Genomic DNA, 23,828 nt, shown 5'->3' with positions numbered 1-23,828 from the left:
GCGAGCCGGAGGCGCGGGGCGGCGCGCGCCGCGGGCGGTCGGCGCGGGCGGGGGCGCGTCGTGCGCGCCCCCGCCCCCGCCGACGGGAGGTCAGCCCAGGTCGCCCTGGACGAGCGTCATGAACTCCTCCGCCGTGATGGCGCCGGTCACCAGCTGCGCGGCGTTCTGCTGCGAGGTGCTCGTCGCCTGCGTGCTGAAGTAGGCCTCGAACCACGGGATGGTGGTGTCGGTCGCGGAGATGCGGTCACGCACCTCCGTCGTCAGGGCGTTGCTCGAGGCGTCGCCCGACACGGTGAAGCCCGAGATGCGGCTGCTGTCCTCCAGGGCCACCTGCCCGTAGTTCTCGGCGATGCACTTCACCCACGCCTTGCTGTCGTCGTTCAGCACGCTCGGGTTGATCGTGAACGGCAGCCCGACGTTGGCCACGAGCTCGCTGCTGTCGCCCTCGCCCCCGTCGACGTCGGGGAAGGGCAGGTAGCCGATGGCGTCCTCGCCGATCTGGTTCGCCGTGTCGTCGGCGAAGTTGCTCAGCACCCAGCTGCCCATGTAGAGCATGGGCGAGCTGCCGTTGAGGAACTGGTTGATCGAGGTGTCGTAGTCGATCGACCCGACGCCCTCGCCGAAGTACCCGGCGGCGCCGAGGTCGGCGACCTGCTGGGCGGCGGCGACGTACTCGGGGTCGGTGAGCGAGGCGTCGCCGTCGGCGACGGCCTGGAGCGCGTCGGGCCCGATCTCGCGCTCGATGAGGTTGCCGACGAGGCGCGTCAGCGGCCAGCCCTGCTCGCCGCTGGCGGCGAACGGCGTGAGCCCGGCGTCCTGGAACGTGCCGGCCGCGGCGACGACGTCGTCCCAGCTCTCGGGCACGTCGACGCCGTTCTCCTCGAAGAGGCTCTTGTTGTACCAGATGCCCTCGATGTTGTACTCGGTCGGCAGCACGAGGAACTCTCCGTCGTAGAGCGACTCGACGGTCGACCGCGCGGCGGGCTCGATCGCGTCGGCCGCCCCGATCTCGTCGAGCAGCTCGTCGAAGTGCGCGACGAAGCCGGCGTCGTCGAGCTGCTGCACGAGCTCGTTGGTGTCGACGGCGTACATGACGGGCAGGCCGCCCTGGCCGGCGAGCAGCTGGACCTGCTGGTTGAGGTTCGTCTGCGGGACGGTCTCGACCTTGAGCGGCATGGCCTCGTTCTCGGTGGCGCAGGCACCGTCGGCGAGTGTCTGAAGCGTTGCAGGGACGACCTCGTTCTCGACGTTGCCGAGGACGGTGAACTCGGTGGCGGCCTGGCCGCCTCCCCCGCCCGAGCACGCGGTGAGGGCGGCGATGGTCAGGCCGGCGACGGTGAAGGCAGCAACACGGCGTGCGGTGCGGGGCATCATTCCTCCTTGAATGGTGGGCGCCTCAGAAAAGTTGAAGCGCTTCATAATCAACCGTGGCACAGCGGCTTGTCAACACCCGATCCGAGCCGGCCGGGGGCTAGGCTCGGCGCCACGATGACCACCTCGACCCCCTCCTCCCAGCGCCGCCCGCCGGTCATGGCCGACGTGGCCCGGCTGGCGGGTGTCTCGCTCGGCACGGTCTCGAACGTCGTCAACGCGCCCGACCGCGTCCGACCCGCGACGCGGCAGAGGGTCGAGGAGGCGATCGCCTCGCTCGGGTTCGTGCCCAACACCTCCGCCCGCACCCTCGCGGCGGGCCGCGGCACGCTGGTCGGGTTCGTCGCGGTCGACCTCGGCAACTCGTACTTCCTCGACATCGCCCGGGGCGTCGAGCGCGAGGCCGACCTCAGCCACCAGTCGGTGCTGCTCGGCAACTCCGACGTCGACCTCGACAAGCAGACCGGCTACCTCGCCCTCTTCGAGCAGGCCCAGGCGGCCGGCATCGTGCTCGCCCCCTTCGACGGCCCGATGGACGAGGCGCGTCGGCTCCGCCGCCGGGGGGTGCGCGTCGTCTACGTCAACTGGCCCGGCGACGCCGACGAGAGCTGCGGCGTCGTCGTCGACGAGGTGCTCGGCGGCCGCCTCGCCGCGCAGCACCTGCTCGACCAGGGGCGCCGCGAGCTGGTCTTCGTCGGAGGGCCGCTCGACCTGACCGCCGTGCGGCACCGCTTCGAGGGAGCGTCAGCCGCCGCCCGCGAGGCCGGAGTGCCCCTCCAGCTGGTGACGACCTCCGCCCTGACGGTGCGGGCGGGCCTCGCGGTCGGCGACGACCTCCTCGCGAGGGGCGCCGAGGGGCGCCCCGACGGCGTCGTCGCCGCCTCCGACGCGCTGGCCTCGGGCATCGTCCAGTCGCTGCTGCTCGGCGGGGTCAGCATCCCCCGCGACCTGTCGATCACCGGCTACGACGACAACCACTTCGCCCAGGGGACGACGCTGCCGCTGACGACGGTCGGCCAGCCCGGGGCCGAGATGGGCGGCCAGGCCATGCGGCTCCTGCGCGACGAGCTCGAGCACCCGACGACGCACCGCCACGAGACCGTCGTGCTGCCGCCGCGCCTCATCGTGCGCGACAGCTCCGTCAGAGCAGGCTGAAGAGCCCGACGAACGCGCCGGCCGCGACGACCGTCAGCCCCGCGGCCACGAGTCGCTCCCGCCGCCGGTCGAGCCGCCGTACGACGACCCAGGCGAGAGTCGCCGCGCCGATCACGATGCTGAGCGTCCACCAGGCCCACCCCGTCGTGGCGAGCACGCGTAGCAGCGCCGAGACGCCGTCGCCGATCATCGTGCCCGCGAACACGGCGACTCCGACCGCCCGGAGCATCCGCCGCCGCGACCACCACCACGACCCGGCCAGGCCGAGCACGGGCCCCGCCAGCGTCGCGACGGTGAAGTAGAAGTCGCCCGGGCCGTACGCGTCGGGGAACCCCCGCAGCGTCGACACCACCGCGTAGCCCTGCAGCAGCGCGTGGAACACGACGAGCCCCAGCACGGCCCCGACCCACCACCGCCGCGCGCTCGGCCGACGGGTGACCGCGACGACGACCACGAACGCCAGCAGCGTCCACCCGCCGTTCGAGTTGGCGGACGAGTTCAGCCCGCCGGGCAGGTACGTCTGGCCGAAGGACGTCGCGCCGCCGAGCACGAGCCCGGCCGCCGCGCCGAGCAGCCACCACGCGACGGCGCGCACCACGATCCGAGTCATCCCGCGAGCATGGCGGATCGCGGGAGGCGCGGCACCCTCCTCGAGGACCACCCGCCCCCTCCTGCAGGACGGCAACGCCGGCACGCTCGCCGCCGCCCGGCCCTCGAGCCCGAGAGTCAGGCCGAAGCCGAGGCCGAGGCCGGGGCCGCGCCCGTCTCGTCGACCCGGTCGCGCCGGAGGAACGCCGCGGCCACGGCGGCCGCCACGACGACCGACGCCGCGATCACGAAGCTCAGCCGCAGGCCGGGCACGAACGACGAGGCCCCGGCCAGCAGCCCGCCGAGCACGGCGATCGCGACCGCGCCGCCGACCTGCCGGAAGGTGTTGAAGATCGCGCTGGCCGTGCTCGCGCGCTCGGCCGGGGCGCTGGCGAGCACGACCGACGTGACCGGCGGCATGGCGATCGACCCCCCGGCGCCCGTCAGCACGAGCAGCGCGGCGAACGCCCAGGGCGACCCGAGGGAGGCGGTGGCAGCCATCGCGAGGAGGCCCACGGCCATCGACGCGAGCCCCGCCACGACGGGCACCCGGGGCCCGAAGCGGTTCGACAGCCGCCCGCTCACGACGTTGCCGGCGACCGCGAACGCCGCCGACGGGAGGAAGACGAGCCCGGCGAGCAGCGGCGACAGGCCGAGGTGCTGCTGGAGGTACAGGCTCACGACGAAGACCGACCCGAAGTTGCCCACCATGAAGGCGAAGCCGACCCCGAGGGAGATGCGCATCTCGCGGCTGCGGAACAGCTATGGCGGCATCATCGGGTGGCGGGAGCGCGACTGGACGACGAGGAACGCCGTCACGCCGACGACGGCCACCGCGAGCGCCGTGACGACCAGCGGTTCGGCGAAGCCCGCCGCGCCTCCTTCGATCAGGCCGTACATGAGCGCGGCGAGGGCGATCAGTGACAGGGCCTGCCCGGCGCGGTCGAAGGGCACCGACGCCGTGGCGGACGGCGCGACCGTCCGGAGGAGGACGAGCATGCCGACGCAGACGGGCAGGTCGATGACGAACACGAGGCGCCAGTCGAGGGTCGTCAGCAGGCCGCCGAGGAGGGGGCCGACGGCGGTCGCGACGGCGCCGCCGACGGCCCAGACGCCGAGGGCCCGGGCCCGCTCGCGGGCGTCGGGGAACGCCTCGCGGATGAGGGCCATCGACGCGGGCAGCATCGCCGCGGCCGCGACCCCCTGCACGACGCGCGCGGCGATCAGGGCGCCGACCGTCGGGGCGAGCGCGCACGCGACCGACGCCAGCAGGAAGAGCGCGATGCCGGCCCCGAGCGTGCGCTTCGCGCCGACACGGTCGGAGAGGGCACCCGCCGAGAGCAGCAGGGCGGCGAACATCAGCGTGTACCCGTCGATGACCCACTGCTGCCCGGTCGGGCCGCCGCCGAGCTCGTCGCCGATGCGGGTGAGCGCGACGTTGACGATGAGGATGTCGAGCGTGATGAGGAAGAAGCCGAGCGACGCCAGGAACAGCGTGCGCCGCGGCGACGCGGACGGACGCGCGGCGCCGGCCGCCCCCGTCACTCGGCCGCGCCGCCGCGGGCGGACGACGGCGCCCGCAGCGCGTTCGGCTGGGTGGGCGCGCCGCTCGCCCCCCAGCTGGCGAGCAGGCGGAGGCGCTCCTCGGTCGGCGAGCCGGGCTCGGCGCTGTAGATGAGGAAGTTGAGGCCCGGCTGGCCCATCGGCTCCATGGCCTCGTAGACGAGCTCGAGGTCGCCGACGACGGGGTGCCGGAACTCCTTGCCGCCCGACACGTGGTGCCGGACGTCGTGCGCGCCCCACCGGCGTCGGAACTCGTCGCTGCGGGTCGACAGCTCGCCGACCAGCTCGTGCAGGGCCTCGTCGTGCGGGTCGCGGCCGGCCTCGGTGCGGATGATGCCGACGTTGATGTCGGCAGCCACCGACCACGACGGGTAGAAGGCCTCGGACAGCTCGCGGTGCAGGAAGACGAAGCGCGCCAGGTTCACCGGCCGCTCGTGCAGGGCGTAGAGGTCGGAGTACAGGGCGCGGAAGAGCGCGTTCTCGCCCAGCACGTCCATGCGGCCGTTCCGCACGAACGCGGGGCCCGAGACGACCGAGTCGAGGGCGAGCTGCATCGACCGCGAGACCCCCGAGGGCCGGGAGCGGCTGCGCGTCCGTGCGCGGACGGGCGACTCGTTCGCCGCCCGGGCCAGGTCGGCGAGGTGCGCCCGCTCGGCGTCGTCGAGCAGCAGCGCGCCGCCGACGGCCTCGAGCACGGTGTCGGAGACTCCCCCGAGGTCGCCGCGCTCGAGCCGCGAGTAGTACTCGACGCTGACCCCTGCGAGCATCGCGACCTCGCTGCGCCTCAGACCCGGCACGCGACGGCCCGGTCCGCCCGGCAGCCCGACGCGGTCGGGCGTCACGCGCGCCCGGCGCGTCGTGAGGAAGTCGCGCGCCTCGCTCCTGGTGTCCATGGCATCGACCGTACGACGCCCGGGGCGGGAGAGGGGTGCTCCGGCAGGACACCCCGGCAGATCGTTGGCACGCGCCAGACGTGGCAGAGTACCGGGATGGCGAGAGCAGGCGACGACCCCGGGGGGCCCTCCCAGCTGCCGACGATGCGCGACGTCGCCGAGCACCTCGGCGTCTCGCGCCAGCTCGTCTCCCTCGTGCTGCGCGGCGCCCCCGGCCCGAGCGAGGAGTCACGCGTCCGCATCCTCGCGGCCGCCGCCGAGCTCGGCTACCGGCCGAACGCCTCCGCCCGGCTGCTGCGCCAACGCCGGACCCACCTCATCGGCGCGATGTTCGTGCTGCGCAACCCGTTCGAGGTCCGCTTCGTCGAGCGGTTCGTCGAGCGCGCGGCCGAGGAGGGCTTCGGGGTCGTGCTCGGCGCCCACTCCGCCGAACGCCCCACCGACGTCGTCGTCGCCGACCTCATGGCCCAGCGGGTGGAGGCGCTGGTCGCCTTCAACCCCGACCCCGCCTCCCCCGCGCTGCAGGACGCCCTCGACCGCCTGCCCGTCGTCTGGCTCGGCGAGCGGTCGCCCGAGCCCCGCGCCGACACCGTGCGCGTCGACGAGGTGACGGGCCTCCGGCTCGCCGTCGACCACCTCCGGGCCCTCGGGCACGAGCGTATCGCCTACGTCGGCGGCGACGCCGGCATCGTCGGCCGCGACCGGTCCGAGGCCTACCGGCAGGCGATGGCCGGCGCCGGGCTCGGCGACCGCGTCGAGGTGATCCCCGGTGACTTCGGCGAGGAGGACGGCGCCGCGGCCGCTCGGCAGATCGCCGCCCGCCCGGCGTCCCACCGTCCCACCGCGGTCGTCTCGGGCGGCGACCTCTCGGCCGTGGGCGTCCTCTCGGCCTTCGCGCGGTCGGACGTCGCGGTGCCGGACGACGTCTCGGTCGTCGGCTTCGACGACAGCTACGTCTGCGCGCTCTCGTACAACGACCTCACCTCCGTGCGCCAGGACGTCGAGGCGACGGTCGAGGCCGCCCTCGAGACCGTCGTCGCCCGCCTCGCCGACCGGTCGACGGCGCCGCGCGAGGTGCTCACCCCGACGACGCTCGTGACGCGCGGGTCGACCGGACGCGCGCCCGGCGCCGAGGGCACCGGCTGACGCCCCGGGGAGGCGCGGTGCGGCCTGGCCTGCACCGCGCCTCCCCGGGTCCCCTGCCCCTGCCCGCTACCGCACCTTCTTGATCGGCAGGACGACCGCGGCGCCGACCAGCGAGATGATGCCCGCGCCCCAGAGGAGCGCGGTGTAGTTGTCGCCTCCCGCGCCGACGCCCAGCAGGAACAGGCCGAAGGCCGGCGCGAGCGACTGCGGCAGCGAGTTGGCGATGTTGATGACGCCGAGGTCCTTCCCCGGCCGTTCGGGGTCGGGCAGCACGTCGATCGTCAGCGCCGTGTCGACGGCGGCGTAGATGCCGTAGGCGAAGCCGAGCACGACCTCGGCGACGTAGAACGTGCCCACCGTCTCGGCGTGCGCCAGGACGATCAGCCCCACGGCGAAGAGCAGCGTCGAGCCGGCCACGAAGGCCTTGCGGCGGCGCAGCTTGTCGGAGAGCCAGCCCGAGAAGGTGAGGCTGACGAAGAGCGCGATCGTGTAGAGCAGCACGCCGAACGCGACGGCGCCCACGGCGTCGGCCGCCGACAGCCCGATCTGGTCCTGCATGTAGAGCAGCCGGTAGGTGGTGAACATGAAGGAGGCGAAGGTCACCAGGAACCGCGACCACCAGGCGAGGCCGAAGTCCGGGTGCTTCAGGGGGTTCGTCCAGAAGGTGCCGGCGATCTGCGAGACGGAGAAGGGCTTGACCTTGTTCGTCGGCAGCACGTCGGGGGTCACGAGCACGTAGATCACCACGAGCACGACGCCGACGACGCCGGGCAGCACGAACAGCACGGGCAGGTTCGCGACGAGGAACACCGCGAGGTAGGTGCCCGCGAGGATCGAGACGTTCTGCGCCAGGGCGAGGACGCTGGAGGCGCGGCCGCGCTGCTCCTCCGGGACGTTGTCGGCGAGGCTGGCGACCAGGGCGGCGAAGGCGGCGTTCGACGCGAGCTGGCAGAACAGCCACGCGAAGGTCAGCGTCAGCACCGTGTCGGCCGCGGCGACCCAGGCGAGACCGAGCGTCAGCGCGACGATGCCGCCGACGAGCCACGGCCGACGGCGGCCCCACCGCGTGCGGGTGCGGTCGCTCAGGGCACCGAAGAGCGGGTTGGCGATCATGGCGCCCAGCGCGCCGAACGGCAGCACCGAGCCGATCACCGACGCGGGGTCGTCGGGGTTCATCTCGGTGGCCTTGAGCTGCAGGCTGACGACGACCGGCGAGAGGATCGCCAGGAAGATGCCGAACTGGCCCGCGAAGAGCGCGGCCAGGTACCCCTTCCCGACTCGTCTCGTGCTGACGGGCACCGTGTACGGGTGGGCGAATGGCTGGCGCGTCGACATCGACGTTCTCCTCTGGTCGGTTCTCCGGCAGGTCGGGGCCTGCTCGGCAGACTTCGTTGTCTCGTGCCAAGGGCAAGAGTGGGCGCGAGCTTAGCTCGTGCCAACTTTTTCCGCTACGGTGATCGGAGCGCCGCGGCTCCCGGCGGCGCCGACCCTCCCGGAGGCCCGCATGCTGCCCACCCACCTGCCCGATCCCGAGCTGTTCCTGCCCGGTGCCGGCGAGCCCTCCCTCCGCTGGGGCCTGATCGGCCCGGGCTGGATCGCCGGCGAGTTCGTCGGCGCCGCGCACGCGCACACGGCGCAGCGGTTCACGGCGGTCGCGTCCCGCTCGCTCGACCGCGCCTCCTCGTTCGCGGCGACGCACGGCATCGCGCACTCCCTCGACAGCTACGAGGCCCTGGTCGCCCACCCCGAGGTCGACGTCGTCTACGTCGCGACGCCGCAGAGCCAGCACCTCGAGCTCGGCCTGCTCGCGATCGCCGCGGGCAAGCACGTGCTGATCGAGAAACCCCTGGCCCTCACGGCCGCCGAGGCCCAGCAGCTCGCCGATGCGGCCCGCGCGGCCGGCGTCCTGGCCATGGAGGCGATGTGGAGCCGGTACCTGCCGCAGACCTCCGTCGTGCGGCAGCTGCTCGACGACGGTGTGCTCGGCGACGTCGCGCAGGTGCACGCCGACCACGGCCAGGCGATCCCGGCCGACCCGCAGCACCGTCTCTACCGGCCTGAGCTCGGCGGCGGCGCCCTGCTCGACCTCGGCATCTACCCCGTGCAGTTCGACTCCATGGTCCTGGGCGCGCCGACGGCCGTCACCGCTGTCGGCGGCCTGGCCGAGACCGGCGTCGACGCGTTCTCGACGCTCGTGCTGTCGCACGGCGACGACGCGCAGTCGACGGTGACGACGACGATGCTCACGAACACCCCGACGCGTGCGTCGATCTCGGGCAGCGTCGCGCGCGTCGAGTTCGAGTCGTTCTTCTACACGCCGTCGTCGTTCCGCCTGCTGGCGAACAACCCCAACGACCCGGCCGGCGGCACGTCGCTCGAGTTCACGGACACGAGCGGCCTCAGGCTGTTCGCCGCCCTCTCGTGGGAGGCCACCGCGCTCGCGCGCTTCGTCGGCGAGGGACGCACCGAGTCGCCCCTGCACACGCTCGACGAGACGGTGTCGATCCTCGCGACGATCGACTCGGCCAAGGCACAGCTCGAGGATGCGCACGGCACGCGCTCGACAGGCGTCGACAGCACGCACGGCGTCATGGTGGACGCATGACCGACGACACGCAGGACGCCCCGCAGCACCGCGCCCTGCTCCCCGGCCAGCGCTGTCGCATCCGCGTCTTCGACGTGGCCAGCGGCGAGGCGACGACCGTGCACGAGTCGGCCGAGACCCTGTTCGAGGCGCCGAACTGGACCCGCGACGGTCGCCTCGTCGTGAACGCGGACGGGCTGCTCTGGACGCTCCCGGTCGACGGTTCCGCGCCTCCGGGACCCGTCGCGATCGAGGGCGTCCCGGCGCTCAACAACGATCACGTGCTGGCCCCCTCGGGCGACGGCATCTTCGTCTCGGGCATGGACTTCCACCTCTGGGAGGCGTCCCTGTCGGGCGGCCCGTCTCGTCGGATCACGAGCGAGGACGGCCCGCTGCACTTCCTGCACGGGGTCTCGCCCGACGGTCGCACCCTCGCGTACGTGCGCCTCGAACCGGCCGGTGACGACTGGTGGGCGAACGCGACGATCCACGAGATCGGGGCCGACGGCACGGGCGACCGTGCCGTCACGACGCACCCCGGGCCCGCCGACGGCCCGGAGTACAGCCCCGACGGCACCTGGGTCTACTTCAACACCGAGCAGTTCGAGCCCGGCCGGGCGCAAGTCGCCCGCGTGCGCCCGGACGGCAGCGGGCTCGAGCAGCTGACGACCGACGAGCGCGTCAACTGGTTCCCGCACCTCGCACCGGTCGGCGACCTGGCCGTCTACCTGAGCTTCCCCGAGGGCACCGAGGGCCACCCTGCGGACGAGGCGGTGCAGCTCGTGCTCGTCACCGGGGCACCGGGCTCGGGCGCCACCGGTCCCTCGGCCGACGCCTGGCGCGACGGCCGCGTCGTCGCCGAGTTCAACGGCGGCCAGGGCACGATCAACGTCAACAGCTGGGCGCCCGACGGCAGCGCGTTCGCCTACGTCGACTACCCCGTGACGTCGTGACCCCGTGACGTCGTGACGACACGCGACGCCCACCGCGCCTCCTCGGTCGTGACGGATCCCGCGACCACCACTTCCTCCCCGGCTGACGGCACCACAGACAAGGACGGCCACCCATGACCCACGACGACTCCGGCAAGCTCGGCACCCTCGCAGCCCAGGAGGACGAGCTGCGCTTCGCCGACTTCACCCACGACGACGCGATCGCCGTGGGCCTCCGGGTGATCGAGCTGGCGCGCGGTCGCTCGCAGACGATCTCGACGTCCGTGTGGCTCGGGGAGCAGCTCGTCTTCCAGGCGTCCCTCGCCGGCACGACGGCCGACAACGACTCGTGGATGAACCGGAAGGCGGCCACCGTGCGGCGCTTCGACAAGGCGTCGCTGCTGGTCGCCGAGCAGATGGCCTCCTACGGCATCGACGACCCCGCGACCGCCCGCATGGTCGACCCGATGGCGTACGCGTTCAACGGCGGTGCGTTCCCGATCCGGGTCGGCTCGCGCCAGGTCGGCGTCGCCGTCGCCTCCGGGGTGAACGACGACGTCGAGCACGACCTCGTCGTCGAGGCGCTGCGCGCCCACCTCGCCGCCACCACCCGCGAGGGGGCGGTCGCGTGATCCGCCACACCGTCAGCTTCTCGCTCGTCCACCCCGCCGGCTCCGACGCCGAGGCCGACTTCCTCTCGACCGGGGCGCGGACGCTCAGCGCGATCCCCGGCGTCGAGGACTTCGTCGTCAGCAGGCAGGTCAGCCCGAAGAGCGACCACGCGTTCCAGTTCGCGATGTCGTTCGCCGACCAGGCGGCCTACGACGCCTACGACGCGCACCCCGACCACCGCGGGTTCGTGGCGTCGCGGTGGGCGGCCGAGGTCAGCTCGTTCCAGGAGCTCGACCTCGTGCCGCTGGCGCCGGGCTAGCGGCCCGGGGCCTCGGCCCGGGCGGGGTCAGCGCGTCGAGGCCTCGGACTCGGCCTCGGCCTCGGCCAGGCGGCGCGCTCGCCGGTCGGGCTCGAAGTACCAGGCGAGGAAGCCGCCCATGACCGCCGCCCCGAGCACGGTCGGCAGCGGCGATCCGGTGCGTCGCCGCGTCGCGAGCAGCAGGGCGGTGCCGGCCACGAGGTTGATGCCGCTCCACGCCGCGTTCACGCGGGGCGGCGAGAGACCGACTCCCGGACGCGTCGCGAACGGACTCGGGAACGACCGGCCCCGCAGGGCCGCCGTCCCGTGCGGCACGGCGTTCGCGAGGAACGCGCCGGCGAGGAAGCGAGGCACGGAGGCGAGGGTCATCCCCCGACCGTAGGCCCGGCCGGGCGACCTAGCGCGGGGCGATCTCCATCGTGGCGGCGACCCGCTGGTCGGTGAGCATCGGCGGCAGGTACGGGCTGCCGTGGTACTTGGCCTCGTAGGCGGCGCTCACCTCGTCGTCGACCTCGCCCGCGGCGGGGCGGAACGCCACCTCGTGCTCGGTGCCGGCGGCGCGGACGCGGCCCGCACCCCGCGCCTCCGCGGCTCGGTACCAGCGGGAGGAGGTGCCGTTGTAGGCACGGACGAAGAGGCGGTCGCCGACGACGACGGACCAGATCCAGGTGGGCGTGCCGTAGGTCGTGCCGTCCTCGCGGAAGGGCGAGACGTGCAGGTCGTCGCTGTCGGCGATCGCGGCCAGGGTGGCGGGGTCGAAGGTCGTCACGGGTGGTTCCTCTCGAGGTGCGGGGCGGCGGCCTCGTCGACGGGGCGACGACGAGGGCGGAAGAGGACCCCGAGGGCCCACGGCCCGGGGGTCAGGTGGGTGGCCATGGCGTCGAGGACGGCGTCCTCGCGCGCGGCGTCACGGGTGAGGTCGCGGATCTCGCACGTCGCCGTCCACCACAGGCGCAGTCGTCCGAGCCACGTCGGGCGGGCGGTGTCGGTGTCGCGTCTCTCGGCCATGCCGTCGACGCTACGACCCGCGCCGCCGACGACGGATGCCCTGTCGGGACACCTCACGGCTGGCCACCCGGGGTTCGAGCGCCGCCAGGCGCACGCCGCCGGCAGGCGGCCAGACGAGCACCGAGAACGAGAAAAGCCCCTGCCGTGTAGGGCAGGGGCTTTTCTCGATCTCGTGCGCCTGGACGGGGGCGATGCGAAGCATGGCCGGGCCACGTCGGGGGTTCGAGTCGCTCCAGGCGCAAGAAAGGCGGCCCACGTAGTGGACCGCCTCGTTCTTGTGCGCCTGGACGGGGGCGATGCGAAGCATGGCCGGGCCGCATCGGGGGTTCGAGTCGCTCCAGGCGCAAGAAAGGCGGCCCACGTAGTGGACCGCCTCGTTCTTGTGCGCCTGGAGGGACTCGAACCCCCAACCTTCTGATCCGTGGTCAGACCGTCGCCGAGCCCTTGGCGAGGCCGGGTCGTCGACAAACACGCGGGACGGACAACGTGCAGTTCACCGGCTTCTGCGATCGAGAACCATCGAGATGCATCTGAGTGGGGCCGTTTAGGGCGACCAAAAGGGCGAGCAAGGCACGTGGTGCGATCCAGCACATGCTGACAGGTTCCTGCCCGTGAGCATGCTCGCCCCTCGCGGGACTGTTTGGAGTCTTCGGCGTAGTACAGCTGGAGTAGCGGAACCGATTCACGCGGATGACGCACGAGCGATAGAGCGTCACGAGGCTGGTCTCCTCAGCACTTGGCCGACCGCGGACCAGGTCATCGACTTCTCGGAGACGACCATGCCATCGAAGATGCCCCTCGTGCTCGCTCTCGCGGGCCTGACTGCAAGCTCCCTCTTCCTCACCGCTTGTTCCAGCACCAGTGACGAGGCCTCGCGACAGACCGGGACACCGCCCTCCACTGGTCGGGCCCCGGCTCATTGGTCCTACGAGGAGGTCGGCGGGCCCGAGGCGTGGGGTGGCCTATCGGAGGACTACGACCTATGTGCCTCGGGAACTTCGCAATCCCCGATCGACCTGCCGCGTACTGTGCCTGACCTCTCAGACGACGTGAGCATCGGCACTCGGGTCGCTCCGGTGACGGAAGCGGACACCGGTCACGCCTCGCAGGTCGAGGTCGGTGAGGACGGCTCTACGGTGCGCGCAGGTAGCCGTGACTTCGAGCTCCTCCAGATGCACGCACACACGCCGGCAGAGCACACCGTGGACGGCGTTGCACCGGTCGCCGAAATGCACCTCGTGCACACCTCTGACGACGGACAGCTGCTCGTCCTGAGCGTCCTCGTCGACGAGGGCTCCGCGTCGGAGCCGTGGCAGACGTTCCTCGACACGGCGACCGGCCCGGACGGCACAACTTCGACGATCGATGTCGCATCGCTTCTTCCGTCGTCGCTGCAGTACTGGTCCTACGACGGGAGCCTGACCACTCCGCCCTGCAGCGAGGGCGTCTCCTGGGTCGTCTTCTCCGAACCAGTCACGTTGTCCGCGGAGCAGATCGCCCGCCTGGACGCCGTTCACGACCACAACGCGCGTCCCACCCAAGGCCTGAACGGTCGTGTCGTCCGAGGAGGGGACGCGATGCTCAGATCCGAGTGACCGACGTCGTATGCGTGGAGATGCATGCCATAAGACTTACGGCACTTGATGCCACAATAGTTTCAGCGGCGGGCCTCGAGGCCCGCCCCGAACGTAAGGGGAACCATGTCTCAGAACACCATCGTCGCCGACCGATTCGCTGGCAAGACCGTCATCGTCACCGGAGCTGGCAGCGGCATCGGTCGCGCGTCCGCCCTGCGTTTCGCGCGCGAGGGCGCTCGGGTGATCGCGGCGGACGTCGTCGCGCAGCGTCTCGACGAGCTCGTCGCCGAGCACCCCGACCTCGAGCTGATCACTGTGGCGGGCGACATCACCAGTCAGGAAGGCATCCAAGCGGTCGTCGAGGCCGCCGGAGGACGAGTCGACGCCCTCGCCAACGTCGCGGGCGTCATGGACGCGTTCGTGCCCGCCGGTGAGATCGACGACGCGGCGTGGGACTTCGTGTTCGCCGTCAACGTGACGGCGGTCATGCGCCTCACGCGCGCCGTCCTGCCCCTCATGCTCGAGGCCGGCCGGGGCGCCATCGTGAACGTCGCCTCCGAGGCGTCCTTCCGAGGCTCGGCAGCCGGGCTCGCGTACACCGCCTCCAAGCACGCCGTCGCCGGGATGACGAAGAACACCGCGGTGATCTACGCCAAGCAGGGCATCCGCACGAACGCCGTCGCACCCGGACCCACCATCACGAACATCGAGGCTCCCATGAAGTCGCGGGTCGCCGCGGCGGTGCTCGGGCCGATCATGCAGGCGACCATCCCGACCCCCGTCGAGGCAGACGTCATGGCTGCGTCCATCACCTGGCTGGCCAGCGACGACGCGTCGAACGTCAACGGCGTCGTCCTCGCTTCGGACGGTGGCTGGTCAGCGATCTGAGCGACGGTTCAGGAGGCGCTGGCCGGTCCGCACAAGACGGCGAGCGCCTCCAGTGCCTCCTCGACCGCCTCACGGAGCGAACGTTCGCCCCTCTCGTCGGGAGCCGTCGCCCACCAGCGCAGCGCCGCGAAGGATGCCGCGCCGAGAGCCTCCGCCACGACTTGGAGTCCGACAGTCCCGGCCAGTTCCGGCCGCCTGTCCTCCACGAAACCGCACAGCACCTCCGCGGTCTCCGCGAGGTGCTGCGGCGCAGCAGCGCGGAGCTCCGCGTGCCGCACGATGAGCCGGAGGCGGCTGCGCGTCGCGACGAGGTCGACCGCGGCGGACTCCATCGCGCCGACGAACGCCTCGCGGTACGCGACGAGCATCGGCACCCCCGCAGGCGCACATCGAAGACGACTGCCCATCTCGTCGGCCGCGGGGCCCGCGCCGTCCCAGACGAGATCCGCTTTGCTCCTGGCATGACGGAACAGGCTGCGCCGTCCGACCCCTGCAGCCTCGGCGATGTCGGCCATGCTCACGGAGTCGTACCCGCGCTCCTCGAAGAGGGCGAGGGCGGTCCGGGCGACCGCCGCGCGGTCGGTCGCGATCGGACGACCAACGCGTCGCGTCATGTCGGACGAGGAGGTGGACGCAGCTGTCGACATGTTGCGAGGCTAGCTCCCGGACGAACTCGACGACGCGCCTCGGATGTCTCGGGTCGTTTGCCCCTGCACCTCACCCGACCACGGCTGCTCCCACTGAGGGGCTGTTCCCATCAGCGTCATGGCCGACGTCGCCCGCTGCCGACCGCCGCCTGTCGCGTGCCGTGACGAGTCCGACCAGCGCTGCGGCCGTCGCAGTCCAGATGAGCAGCTGCATGAGCCAGCGGTGGCTGCCGTCACCGGCGAAGAAGAGGATGTTCCGCATCTGCTCGAAGGCTCCGGCCCCGAGCCATCCCTGGTGCAGCACCTGCCAGAACGGCGGGAGCATCGACTCAGGAGCGGTCCCGCCCGCGCTCGGGAAGTTGAGGGCGACCAGGAAGAGGATGACGAGCAGCACCCCGCCCTGGCCGGCGACCTTGGTGAAGAACGTCGCCAGCAGGCCCACGGTGAAGGCGTAGATCATCGCCACCCCGAGGACCGCGGCAACCGTGCCGAAAGTCACTCCGTAGTCCACGAACAGACTGATCATCGAGAACGCGATGACCGGCACGAGCACGGCGGCACCCGCCGCGGTCGCCACGTACGTTCGCGTCCGCGCCGTCCGCAGGACCTGGCTGATGGCCGTGATGCTGAGGAACGGGCCGACCGTGCAGGCGACGAGCAGGAAGAAGAGCACCGATCCTCCGGGGTCGTCGGCCGGCAGGGGCGATGCGTCCTCGACCGTGTTCACGCCGCCGAGCTCGTCCGCGATCTCCTGCCCTGCGGTCTGGACGACTTGCGTGGCCAGGGCACCGCCTCCGGAGGCGATGACCGTCGTGACGTCGGAGCCGTCGACGACGACCGCTCCCACAGCCTCCCGCGTCGCCACGGCCTCGCGAGCATCGTCGGCACTGATCGTCTGCGTGACGTCGAAGGCTGCCGGGGCTTCGTCGTCGATCATCTCAGCGACTGGGTCGGTAATCGAGGCCGGACCGCCGATGGTGAGCGCCAGGTCGTGTGGCACCGGCGCGTGTGAGGCACTCACGTAGCAGATGGTGAAGGCCAACAGGAAGAACAACGGCATGGAGACGACCGCGATGAGCGTGGTCTTGAGCGACGCACGCCGCGAGGTGTCGATGGACCCGGGCGACACGACGACGTCGAGGTGGTTCTCGGGCATCTCGAAGCGCTCCGGGAGGTGCGTGCCGTGCGGGCGCTGTTCGGAGGCGGTCATCGGGCCGTTCCTTCGGAAGTGGAGGGGTGACCGGCGGTGATCGAGCGGCGTGGCTCGCTCGTCGGCGGTTCAGCGTCGGGTTCGTCGTCCAGGACGTAGGCCTCGACCTTGACGTGGCGGTGACGGTCGCCAGCCTCGTCGTCGACGAGGCGGTTCGCCTCGCGCAGCTCTCGCCGCGCGTCGACGTGCTGCGCATCGCGGTCGGTGAGCAGGGCGAGATCGACACGTTGCGCCCGCACCGTCTTGACGAGGTGCACGACCACCGTGGCGAGGACGAGACCGACCGTCCACGCGAGCAACTGCAGCACCCATCTCTGTGCCCCGGCGCCGTTGAAGTAGACGATGGACCGGAACGCCTCGTTCGCACCGGCGCCGAAGTAGAAGGAGTGCACCGCCTGCCAGAAGGGCGGCAGCATGGCCGACGGGCCCGCGCCTCCTGCGCTCGGGAAGTTCAGGAAGACGATGAAGCCCATGATCCCGAAGGTCGCTACGTTGCCGAGGAACTGCTGGATGAGGATCGCCGCCGCTCCCACGGTGAAGACGTAGAGGGCGTTGACGCCGAGCAGTCCCGCGATGGTGCCGAAGCTCGCACCGTAGTCGCCGACCCAGATCGACGACAGGCCGAAGACGATGAGCGGAGCGATGACCGCCGTGATCGCCGACGCGAGGTACCGGGTGCGGAGCCGGGCGCGAGGCTGGACCTGGGTCAGCACGATGATGACGAGGTAAGCCGCGAGCGACGTGTACGTGAGCAGGTAGAAGAGCGTCGTGCCGAGCGTGTCGGTCGCAGCCAGCGGGGCGACGTCGACGGCCGAGGCCGTCGTGCCCAGCTGCTCGGCCACCTGGTCGCCTGCTGCTCGCACGGCTGACCCCACCGATCGCCCCTCGGCGTCAGCGTAGTAGGTGGTGACCACGAAGTCGGTCTGCTCCGTCGGGTCGGCAGCGGGCACGGGGGTGATCTCGATCGCCCCCTCGACGGCGCGGTCCTCGACGCTGCTGCGCGCCTCTTCGACGACGTCGGTGTGGGTCGCCCGGAACTCCCTGGTCTCGTCGAGCCCGTCGGCGATCTGCCCCACGACCTGAGCCGGCCCGACGACGATCAGCGAGAGGTCGTGGGGCGTGGGCGCGTGCAGGGCGGACACGAACATGACAGGGAACACGATGACGAAGTACAGCGGCAGGAGAAGAGCGAAGACGAGCTTCTTGGCGACGGAAGCGCGGCTCGGCTCGGCCACCGAGGGAGCAGGGGCCGTCTCGGCCCCCTGAGCCATCGCGGGGGCGGGGGTGTCGGTCACGGGATCTCCACAGATAGATGTAAACAGCATTTACAATGTAAACGGCGTTGACAGTCAGGTCAAATGCGCCTGGCCCATCTCGGATGCGCGAGACTCTGACTGACGACGTCGCAACCCGAGAGAAGGCAAGATGTCCGTTTCACCGCCGCCAGGCCGCATTGATCGCAGCGCTTCGGTGAAGGACGCGATCCGCGCCTCGGCGCGTCGCCTCTTCACCGCCGACGGCTTCGACGCGACCGGCATCCGTGACATCGCTGCCGACGCCGGCGTGAATCCGGCGATCGTCATCCGCCACTTCGGATCGAAGGAGGCGCTGTTCGTCGTCAGCGTGGACGGCGTCCAGGCGTGGCAGGCCCTGCTCGACGGGCCCGTCGAGCAGGTCGCCGAGCGGGCGGTGGCACGCATCATGGCGAGCCGCAAGAAGGGACTGCAGAGCTTCGGGGCGATCGTGCGAGCCTCCGGCCGACCGGAGATCCACGCACGCCTCCGCGAGTCGACGATCACGTTCTTCGCCGACCCGCTCGTCGCGAAGCTCGCCGGTCCGGACGCCCGCCTACGGGCGCACCTCTTCGCGGCCCAGCTGACGGGCCTCATGTCCGCGCTCGCGGTCTACGACGACCGCTTCCTCCGCGACGCACCTGCCGACGAGGTCGTCGCCCTCTATGCCCCTGGCCTGCAGCGCCTCCTCACCGGGACTACTGCAGACGGACGAGGCGAGGACCGTCCCTGAGGACGACTCCGCCCCCGGCGTCGTCGGCGAGAGTGGTCCCATGAGCCGGCAGGTGCCGGCGCCACGAGAAGGAGCCCATCATGAGCACCACCACGGAACACGACCGAGCCACCACCCGCCAGATCCTCGCCGCGTCGTTCAGCACGCCCGATGGCGGCTCCCGTGCAGGCGCTGCCGTCACGGTCGCGCACCCAGGCAAGATCGGGAACACAGCAATCCTCTCCGTCAAGTCGGACGGGACACCCCGCTTCATGGAGACCAACGACTGGGGAGCCGGGCGCGGAGCACTCGTAGGCGGAGCGATCGGCCTCATCGGAGGACCCCTCGGCGTGCTCGCAGGCAGCGGCATCGGCGTTCTGGCCTCGAAGCTCCGCGACGTCGGGTTCAAGGACGCGGAGCTGCGTGAGCTCGGCGCCTCCCTGGGGGCCCGTGAATCCGTCGTCGTGTTCGAGCTCGCGACGGACACCGTCGCCAGCGCACGCCGAGTGCTCGAGTCCCTCGACGCCGAGCGGATCGTCGCCGTCCCCGTCGACACGAGCGTCGCCGACCTCTTCGCATCCGTCCCGGCTCCCGACGCCGACCGCGACTGACCCGACGCGACTGCGCCCACCGGTTCCGCTGCCCTCTGACCTCATGCCGAACCTCCACGACTACGTGCGCTGGCGCGGCGACCTGCCGTTCGACGACGACGCCTTCAACATCGTCGACAATCTGGTGCTCGCCGCGTTGGCCAACGTCGAACTCGGAGACCTCGTCCCGCCCCTCGGGGGCGGAGCGGTCACGCTCCAGGCCGTGGGACGGGCGCTGACCGAGCAGGAGGCGGGCACGCCACGTTCCCGGCGTCTCGTCTTCGTGCCCCCGGCGCTGGTCGTCGACGCGGGCTCGTCGCGGCGCTTCGGCGAGGCCCTCCTCTCCGGCGCCGTGGACATCACGGACGCGGTGACCGGCACCCAGTTCGCGGCCGTGACGGTGGCTCTGCCGGACGGCAGCAGCTACGTCGCGTTCCGGGGCACCGACAACTCCCTGGTGGGCTGGCGCGAGGACTTCACCCTGAGCTTCGACCGCGTGCCGGCCCAGACCTCGGCCGCCGCGTATCTCCGCGAGGTCCTGGCGACCACTTCAGGGCCCGTGCGCGTGGGCGGGCACTCCAAGGGTGGGCACCTCGCGGTCTTCGCCGCCCTGTCGACGACACCTGCCGATCGGGAGCGCATCGTCCATGTCTACGACAACGACGGTCCCGGGCTGAGCCCCGAGATCACCGATCTCGATGCCCGTGAGGTCTTCCGCTCACGGACCACGAAGATCGTGCCCGAGTTCGCCGTCATCGGACGGCTCTTCGAGAGCGGTCCCGCCTCGCTCATCGTGGCGTCGACCGGCAAGGGCATCGTGCAGCACGACATCATGACGTGGCAGGTCGAGGGCACGCACCTCGTGGAGCGGGCGACCGGTTCCGCCCGTGCCGCCACCGTCTCCGGCCTCATCGACGCCTGGCTCGAGGACGCGGCACACGACGACCGTCGCGACTTCACCGACGCGCTCTTCACCGCCCTGGGGGCCGGAGGCGCCACCCTGGTCCAGGACGTCGCCCGTCGTGACCACGGCAGCTTCGAATCGGTGCTCTTCTCCCTCGTGCGCAGCCGGAGCGAGACGCGTCGTTCCCTCGGTACGACGGTCCGCGTACTGCGTCGCGCGGTGCGCAGGGTCGACGCGTCCGAGCTGTTGCGCCGGGGCCAGATGATGCGCGGTGCGCTCCTCGTCGTCGTGGGGGTCCTGTTCGTCGAGGCACCCGTCGTCGCGCTCCAGGTGCTGGGCGCCTTCGCCACGTTCGTCGTGAGCGTGGTCGTCGCCGTGCGCCTCCTGCGGTACGCGGCCCGGTACAGGAAGGAGCACGAGGTGCGCTGGCCCTGGATCGCCGGCGGCGTCTTCGCGTTCGCGCTCCTGCTGGTCGGCCTGGCGAACGTGGAGAGCCTCGTGACGCCGACCAACCTGCTGCTCGGCGCGGCCCTGATCGCGGCCGGCTGCTCGAGCGCGAAGGACGGCTTTCCCTTGTTGTACCGTCGCCCTCGCCGTGGCATGCGCGGTGCACTCCTGCTCATCAGCGCTGCCGTTGCGGTGCTGATGGGGATCGTCGCCCTCGTGACGGCCGACCGCGTCATGTCGCTCTTCGTGCTACAGGTGGGCCTGTACTTCATCGTCGCCGGGCTCGTCGAGATGCTGTTCACCGTCCATGACCGCGTCCGCCGCGCCTACGTCGACGAGTCCGCGATCGAGGACCTCGCCAAGTTCGGCGATGACGCTCGGGTTTCGTAGCGCCCTCCCAGTCCGGGTCGCTCACCGCTCCGAGTAGTCGTAGAAGCCCTTCTGCCAGCGGCGTCGACCGCTCAACCTCCGTTGGACTGCCTGATGCCCTCGGCGAGCGCCGTGAACTCGTACACGTACCCGCCGGCGGCCCCACTGACCATGATGTAGCCCTTGTCAGATCCCGGCTCGATCGCGACGTTCGTGGCCGACGACAGGCCGGCCGCGACGTCGCCCGCGGGGAGCTCGATCGCAGCCAGCTCGTCGCCGTCCGCCCCGTGCACCACGATCCGAGGCGAGCCCTCGAACCCTTGGTAGATGTTGCCCTCGGCGTCGACCGCGTTCGAGTCGACATGCGCCGACCCGGCGTCGACGTACACAGCCGGGTGCACGGATGCTGCGCCCTTTCCGTCCTCGGTCAGCGTCAGCAGGTCGATGCGGTTCGCCGCGTACTGGCTCAGCCAGAGACCTCTGAAGTCGTCGGTGAACGAGATGCCGTTCGGCGAGGCCAGGCCGTCCAGGACGACCGTGGGCTCGGCCGTCTCGGCGTCGAACCGCACGACGCGCCCCCCGAGGGAGGCAGCCTCGAGAGGCGCTCCGGGGAAGGCTGTGAAGTCGCTCACGTAGAGGTCACCGTGCTCGTCGAACGCCAAGTCGTCCGGGCTGAACCGTTGACCGTCTACCTCACCCGCATGGAACACCTGGGGGTCCTCACCCTCCGGGGTGATGCTCGTGATGGCGCCGCCCGCGATGTCCGTGAGGTAGAGGCGGCCGTCGTACGGGCTGAACTGCGCCGAGGTGAACGCGCTGATGTCGTCAGTGTGGATCGGCATGACGTCCTGGGTCTCGACGTCGATGCGGAACACCTTGGGCTCGCCGGCGGGGGCCGTCACGTCCACGACGTAGAGGTCGCCGTCGGGCCCGAACGTCGGGCCCTCCAGCAGGGTCGACCCGGTCTCCGGGTGCACCTCGGTGACCTTGAGGAGCTGGGTCGCGGTCGTGCGTGGCGCGTCCGCGGTGCCGTCCGGTGCAGGTTCCGTCGGGGAGGTGCACCCGGCCAGGAAGACGGTCGCACCGACGGCCGCGACGAAGCCGCCCGCCGCGCGACGACCAGTCACGAGCAGACCTCGGTCTCGACCCGGAGGACTTCGTCGAGGTGCTCCTCACGCCAAGCCTCGAGGACCCGGTGGAACGCGACGGGACCGGGTCCGTACGTGAAGTCGTTCGGCCGCCCCTTGCCCTCGCTGTTGTAGTAGCCCGGTGTGCAGTCGGCCTGGAACTGCTCGTTGTCGAAGGCCGATTCTTGGACCTCCCTCGTCCACTCTCGCTGCGCCTCCTCGCTGGGCTCGACGATCCCGGCACCCGCCTGACGCGCCGCGGTGACGACCGCCGCGATGTGCTCTGCCTGGTCTTGCAAGATGTGGACGAAGTTCACCGAATTGGCGTTCTGCAGGGCCCCGAGCTGGAAGAGGTTCGGGAACCCGTGGCTGTAGAAGCCGTGCAGCGTCTCGGGCCCTCTCGCCCAAGCCTCGAGCAAGGTGCGGCCATCACGACCGTGCACGGGCATGGTCCCGCTGAGGACGCCCGAGACCCCGACCTCGAAGCCGGTGGCGAAGATGACGCAGTCGACCTCGTACTCGGTGTCGCCGACGACGATCCCCGTCTCGGTCATGCGGGTGATGCCACCGTGGTCGGCCGTGTCGACGAGGGTGACGTTCTCGCGGTTGAAGGTCTGGAGGTACGTGTCGCTGAACCCGGGTCGCTTGCACATGTAGCGGTACCAGGGCTTGAGCACCTCCGCTATGGTCGGGTCGTCGACGACGGCGTCCACCCGGGCCCGGATGGCGTCCATCTTCTGCGCGTCGAGAAGCTCGTCACGACGCTCGCGCTCCTCGGGCGTCAGGGCGGGGTCGAGCTTGCCCGTGATCATCGCGCGCTGGAGGTCGGGGGTCGAGGTCCAGCCGTCCTGCGTGAGGTCGACTTCGACGTCCTCGCCGGAGACGACGGCCAGGAAGTTGTCTTGCCGCTTCTTCTGCCACCCGGGTCGGAGTGACGCGGCCCAGTCCGGGTCGGTGCGGCGGTTGTCGCGCACGTCGACGGTCGAGGGCGTGCGCTGGAAGACGAACGTGTGCTGCGCGTCACGGCCCACGTGCGGCACCACCTGCAGGCCGGTCGCTCCCGTCCCGATGACGGCCACCTTCTTGTCGGCCAGCCCGGTCAGGTCGCCGTCGGGCGTGCCGCCCGTGTAGCCGTAGTCCCACCGGCTCGTGTGGAACGTGTGCCCGCGGAAGGACTCGATCCCGGGGATGCCGGGGAGCTTCGGCTGACTGAGGGTGCCAGACGAGGTGACGACGAAGCGGGCACGCATCCGGTCGCCTCGATCGGTGTTCACGATCCACTCCGCCGCATCGTCGTCCCAGGTGAGCTCTGTGATGCGGGTCTGGAAGACCGCGTCCCGGTAGAGGTCGAACGCCTCGGCGATCGCGACGGCGTGCCTCCTGATCTCCTCCCCCGGTGCGTACCGCCACTCTGGCACCGTCCCCACCTCTTCGAGAAGGGGCATGTAGACGTAGGACTCGATGTCGCAGTGGACCCCGGGGTAGCGGTTCCAGTACCAGGTACCGCCGACGTCACCAGCCTCGTCCATGAGACGGAGAGAGTCGATCCCGGCCTGGCGAAGGCGCGCGGCCGTCACGAGACCGCCGAAGCCCGCACCGACGACCAAGACTTCCACCCGGTCGGTCAACGCCTGCCTCTCCGTCCACGGCGTGTAAGGGTCCTTCGCGTAGTAGCCGAACTCACCAGCAGCCCGGCGGTACTGGCCCGCCCCGTCGGGACGGAGGCGGCGGTCGCGTTCCGCCGCGTACTTGTCACGAAGGGCGTCGAGGTCGTCGGCGCTGGGGGCGAGGTCGAGGGTGTCGGACGTACGGTCGGTCATGGTGCTCCTCGTGCGGTCTCGTGAACGCAGCCGACATGTGACAACTGCTTAATGCGACCTTAAGCATCTGGACC

25 protein-coding genes are annotated in these 23,828 nt (G+C 71.3%); 11 read left to right on the top strand and 14 right to left on the bottom strand.

Translation table 11 applies throughout. From position 1 onward, the window contains the following. Nucleotides 1-90 precede the first annotated feature (90 nt). Nucleotides 91-1,371, bottom strand: coding sequence for an ABC transporter substrate-binding protein (locus EDF38_RS01285; RefSeq protein ID WP_233572114.1), 1,281 nt, complete (start codon nucleotides 1,369-1,371; stop codon nucleotides 91-93). A gap of 117 nt (nucleotides 1,372-1,488) precedes the next feature. On the opposite strand from EDF38_RS01285, the gene EDF38_RS01280 reads away from it, so the two are divergent. After that, on the top strand, nucleotides 1,489-2,526 hold the full coding sequence (locus EDF38_RS01280) for a LacI family DNA-binding transcriptional regulator (RefSeq protein ID WP_123353596.1): 1,038 nt from the start codon (nucleotides 1,489-1,491) through the stop codon (nucleotides 2,524-2,526). Here the strand turns inward: EDF38_RS01280 and EDF38_RS01275 are convergent. From EDF38_RS01275 to EDF38_RS01265, 4 genes are all read right to left on the bottom strand, one after another. Then, nucleotides 2,513-3,136 carry a DUF6518 family protein gene (locus EDF38_RS01275; RefSeq protein ID WP_148061418.1) on the bottom strand — a complete coding sequence of 208 codons (624 nt, stop codon included), beginning with the start codon at nucleotides 3,134-3,136 and terminating at the stop codon, nucleotides 2,513-2,515. The genes EDF38_RS01280 and EDF38_RS01275 overlap by 14 nt on opposite strands. Nucleotides 3,137-3,252: 116 nt before the next feature. Continuing rightward, complete coding sequence (locus EDF38_RS16015) at nucleotides 3,253-3,858, bottom strand: MFS transporter (protein WP_199734548.1); 606 nt, start codon at nucleotides 3,856-3,858, stop codon at nucleotides 3,253-3,255. Nucleotides 3,859-3,876: 18 nt separating this feature from the next. Beyond that, nucleotides 3,877-4,659 (bottom strand): MFS transporter, encoded by a 783-nt coding sequence (locus EDF38_RS16010; RefSeq protein ID WP_199734547.1) that lies wholly within the window; start codon nucleotides 4,657-4,659, stop codon nucleotides 3,877-3,879. Continuing rightward, complete coding sequence (locus EDF38_RS01265; protein WP_123353594.1) at nucleotides 4,656-5,570, bottom strand: helix-turn-helix transcriptional regulator; 915 nt, start codon at nucleotides 5,568-5,570, stop codon at nucleotides 4,656-4,658. Before EDF38_RS01265 ends, EDF38_RS16010 begins: the two co-directional genes overlap by 4 nt. Before the next feature lie 96 nt (nucleotides 5,571-5,666). On the opposite strand from EDF38_RS01265, the gene EDF38_RS01260 reads away from it, so the two are divergent. Beyond that, nucleotides 5,667-6,716 carry a LacI family DNA-binding transcriptional regulator gene (locus EDF38_RS01260; protein WP_199734546.1) on the top strand — a complete coding sequence of 350 codons (1,050 nt, stop codon included), beginning with the start codon at nucleotides 5,667-5,669 and terminating at the stop codon, nucleotides 6,714-6,716. A gap of 66 nt (nucleotides 6,717-6,782) precedes the next feature. Here EDF38_RS01260 and EDF38_RS01255 read toward each other — a convergent pair whose 3' ends face one another. Further along, nucleotides 6,783-8,051 carry an MFS transporter gene (locus EDF38_RS01255; RefSeq protein ID WP_123353592.1) on the bottom strand — a complete coding sequence of 423 codons (1,269 nt, stop codon included), beginning with the start codon at nucleotides 8,049-8,051 and terminating at the stop codon, nucleotides 6,783-6,785. Nucleotides 8,052-8,220: 169 nt separating this feature from the next. On the opposite strand from EDF38_RS01255, the gene EDF38_RS01250 reads away from it, so the two are divergent. The 4 genes from EDF38_RS01250 to EDF38_RS01235 all read left to right on the top strand — a co-directional run bounded on the left by EDF38_RS01250 (nucleotide 8,221) and on the right by EDF38_RS01235 (nucleotide 11,163). After that, on the top strand, nucleotides 8,221-9,321 hold the full coding sequence (locus EDF38_RS01250) for a Gfo/Idh/MocA family protein (RefSeq protein ID WP_123354938.1): 1,101 nt from the start codon (nucleotides 8,221-8,223) through the stop codon (nucleotides 9,319-9,321). After that, nucleotides 9,318-10,253: a PD40 domain-containing protein gene (locus EDF38_RS01245; RefSeq protein ID WP_123353591.1), complete on the top strand. Its 936-nt coding sequence runs from the start codon at nucleotides 9,318-9,320 to the stop codon at nucleotides 10,251-10,253. The genes EDF38_RS01250 and EDF38_RS01245 overlap by 4 nt, the downstream gene beginning before the upstream one ends. Before the next feature lie 113 nt (nucleotides 10,254-10,366). Beyond that, nucleotides 10,367-10,864 (top strand): heme-degrading domain-containing protein, encoded by a 498-nt coding sequence (locus EDF38_RS01240; protein ID WP_123353590.1) that lies wholly within the window; start codon nucleotides 10,367-10,369, stop codon nucleotides 10,862-10,864. Beyond that, nucleotides 10,861-11,163, top strand: a complete 303-nt coding sequence (locus tag EDF38_RS01235) for a Dabb family protein (RefSeq protein ID WP_123353589.1) — start codon at nucleotides 10,861-10,863, stop codon at nucleotides 11,161-11,163. The genes EDF38_RS01240 and EDF38_RS01235 overlap by 4 nt, the downstream gene beginning before the upstream one ends. Before the next feature lie 27 nt (nucleotides 11,164-11,190). Here the strand turns inward: EDF38_RS01235 and EDF38_RS01230 are convergent, their stop codons facing one another. The 3 genes from EDF38_RS01230 to EDF38_RS01220 are packed head-to-tail and all read right to left on the bottom strand — an operon-like array spanning nucleotide 11,191 to nucleotide 12,171. Then, the gene (locus EDF38_RS01230; RefSeq protein ID WP_123353588.1) at nucleotides 11,191-11,532 is read right to left on the bottom strand and encodes a hypothetical protein; all 342 of its coding nucleotides are present in this window, start codon (nucleotides 11,530-11,532) and stop codon (nucleotides 11,191-11,193) included. A gap of 28 nt (nucleotides 11,533-11,560) precedes the next feature. Continuing rightward, entirely contained in the window at nucleotides 11,561-11,932 is a 372-nt protein-coding gene (locus EDF38_RS01225; protein ID WP_123353587.1) for a DUF2255 family protein, read from the bottom strand. Then, nucleotides 11,929-12,171 (bottom strand): hypothetical protein, encoded by a 243-nt coding sequence (locus EDF38_RS01220; RefSeq protein ID WP_123353586.1) that lies wholly within the window; start codon nucleotides 12,169-12,171, stop codon nucleotides 11,929-11,931. The genes EDF38_RS01225 and EDF38_RS01220 overlap by 4 nt, the downstream gene beginning before the upstream one ends. Nucleotides 12,172-12,788: 617 nt before the next feature. On the opposite strand from EDF38_RS01220, the gene EDF38_RS01210 reads away from it, so the two are divergent. After that, nucleotides 12,789-13,766 carry a carbonic anhydrase gene (locus EDF38_RS01210; protein WP_370275612.1) on the top strand — a complete coding sequence of 326 codons (978 nt, stop codon included), beginning with the start codon at nucleotides 12,789-12,791 and terminating at the stop codon, nucleotides 13,764-13,766. Between the two features lie 105 nt (nucleotides 13,767-13,871). Further along, a complete protein-coding gene (locus EDF38_RS01205; RefSeq protein ID WP_123353583.1) occupies nucleotides 13,872-14,636 on the top strand; it encodes an SDR family NAD(P)-dependent oxidoreductase in 765 nt (254 codons plus the stop codon). Between the two features lie 8 nt (nucleotides 14,637-14,644). Here EDF38_RS01205 and EDF38_RS01200 read toward each other — a convergent pair whose 3' ends face one another. The 3 genes from EDF38_RS01200 to EDF38_RS01190 all read right to left on the bottom strand — a co-directional run bounded on the left by EDF38_RS01200 (nucleotide 14,645) and on the right by EDF38_RS01190 (nucleotide 17,788). Further along, nucleotides 14,645-15,250 carry a TetR/AcrR family transcriptional regulator gene (locus EDF38_RS01200; protein ID WP_255409850.1) on the bottom strand — a complete coding sequence of 202 codons (606 nt, stop codon included), beginning with the start codon at nucleotides 15,248-15,250 and terminating at the stop codon, nucleotides 14,645-14,647. A 103-nt stretch (nucleotides 15,251-15,353) separates the two neighbouring features. Further along, a complete protein-coding gene (locus tag EDF38_RS01195; protein ID WP_123353581.1) occupies nucleotides 15,354-16,493 on the bottom strand; it encodes a hypothetical protein in 1,140 nt (379 codons plus the stop codon). Then, entirely contained in the window at nucleotides 16,490-17,788 is a 1,299-nt protein-coding gene (locus tag EDF38_RS01190) for an ABC transporter permease (protein ID WP_123353580.1), read from the bottom strand. The genes EDF38_RS01195 and EDF38_RS01190 overlap by 4 nt, the downstream gene beginning before the upstream one ends. Before the next feature lie 175 nt (nucleotides 17,789-17,963). On the opposite strand from EDF38_RS01190, the gene EDF38_RS01185 reads away from it, so the two are divergent. The 3 genes from EDF38_RS01185 (at nucleotide 17,964) to EDF38_RS01175 (ending at nucleotide 20,828) form a co-directional block, all read left to right on the top strand. Continuing rightward, complete coding sequence (locus EDF38_RS01185) at nucleotides 17,964-18,518, top strand: TetR family transcriptional regulator (protein ID WP_158613291.1); 555 nt, start codon at nucleotides 17,964-17,966, stop codon at nucleotides 18,516-18,518. A gap of 80 nt (nucleotides 18,519-18,598) precedes the next feature. Beyond that, the gene (locus EDF38_RS01180; RefSeq protein ID WP_123353578.1) at nucleotides 18,599-19,108 is read left to right on the top strand and encodes a DUF1269 domain-containing protein; all 510 of its coding nucleotides are present in this window, start codon (nucleotides 18,599-18,601) and stop codon (nucleotides 19,106-19,108) included. A gap of 43 nt (nucleotides 19,109-19,151) precedes the next feature. Beyond that, complete coding sequence (locus EDF38_RS01175) at nucleotides 19,152-20,828, top strand: Mbeg1-like protein (protein ID WP_123353577.1); 1,677 nt, start codon at nucleotides 19,152-19,154, stop codon at nucleotides 20,826-20,828. 71 nt (nucleotides 20,829-20,899) lie between these two features. Here EDF38_RS01175 and EDF38_RS01170 read toward each other — a convergent pair whose 3' ends face one another. Together EDF38_RS01170 and EDF38_RS01165 are read right to left on the bottom strand one after the other, a co-directional pair. Next, on the bottom strand, nucleotides 20,900-21,934 hold the full coding sequence (locus EDF38_RS01170) for an SMP-30/gluconolactonase/LRE family protein (RefSeq protein WP_199734545.1): 1,035 nt from the start codon (nucleotides 21,932-21,934) through the stop codon (nucleotides 20,900-20,902). After that, nucleotides 21,931-23,754: an NAD(P)/FAD-dependent oxidoreductase gene (locus tag EDF38_RS01165; protein WP_123353575.1), complete on the bottom strand. Its 1,824-nt coding sequence runs from the start codon at nucleotides 23,752-23,754 to the stop codon at nucleotides 21,931-21,933. The genes EDF38_RS01170 and EDF38_RS01165 overlap by 4 nt, the downstream gene beginning before the upstream one ends. Between the last annotated feature and the right edge of the window lie 74 nt (nucleotides 23,755-23,828).

This window comes from Frigoribacterium sp. PhB160, from assembly GCF_003751785.1.
In the GTDB taxonomy this organism is placed as follows: Bacteria; Actinomycetota; Actinomycetes; order Actinomycetales; family Microbacteriaceae; genus Frigoribacterium.
The sequence above is the reverse complement of the archived record's forward strand: the minus strand, read 5'-3'. Positions and strand labels throughout refer to the sequence as shown.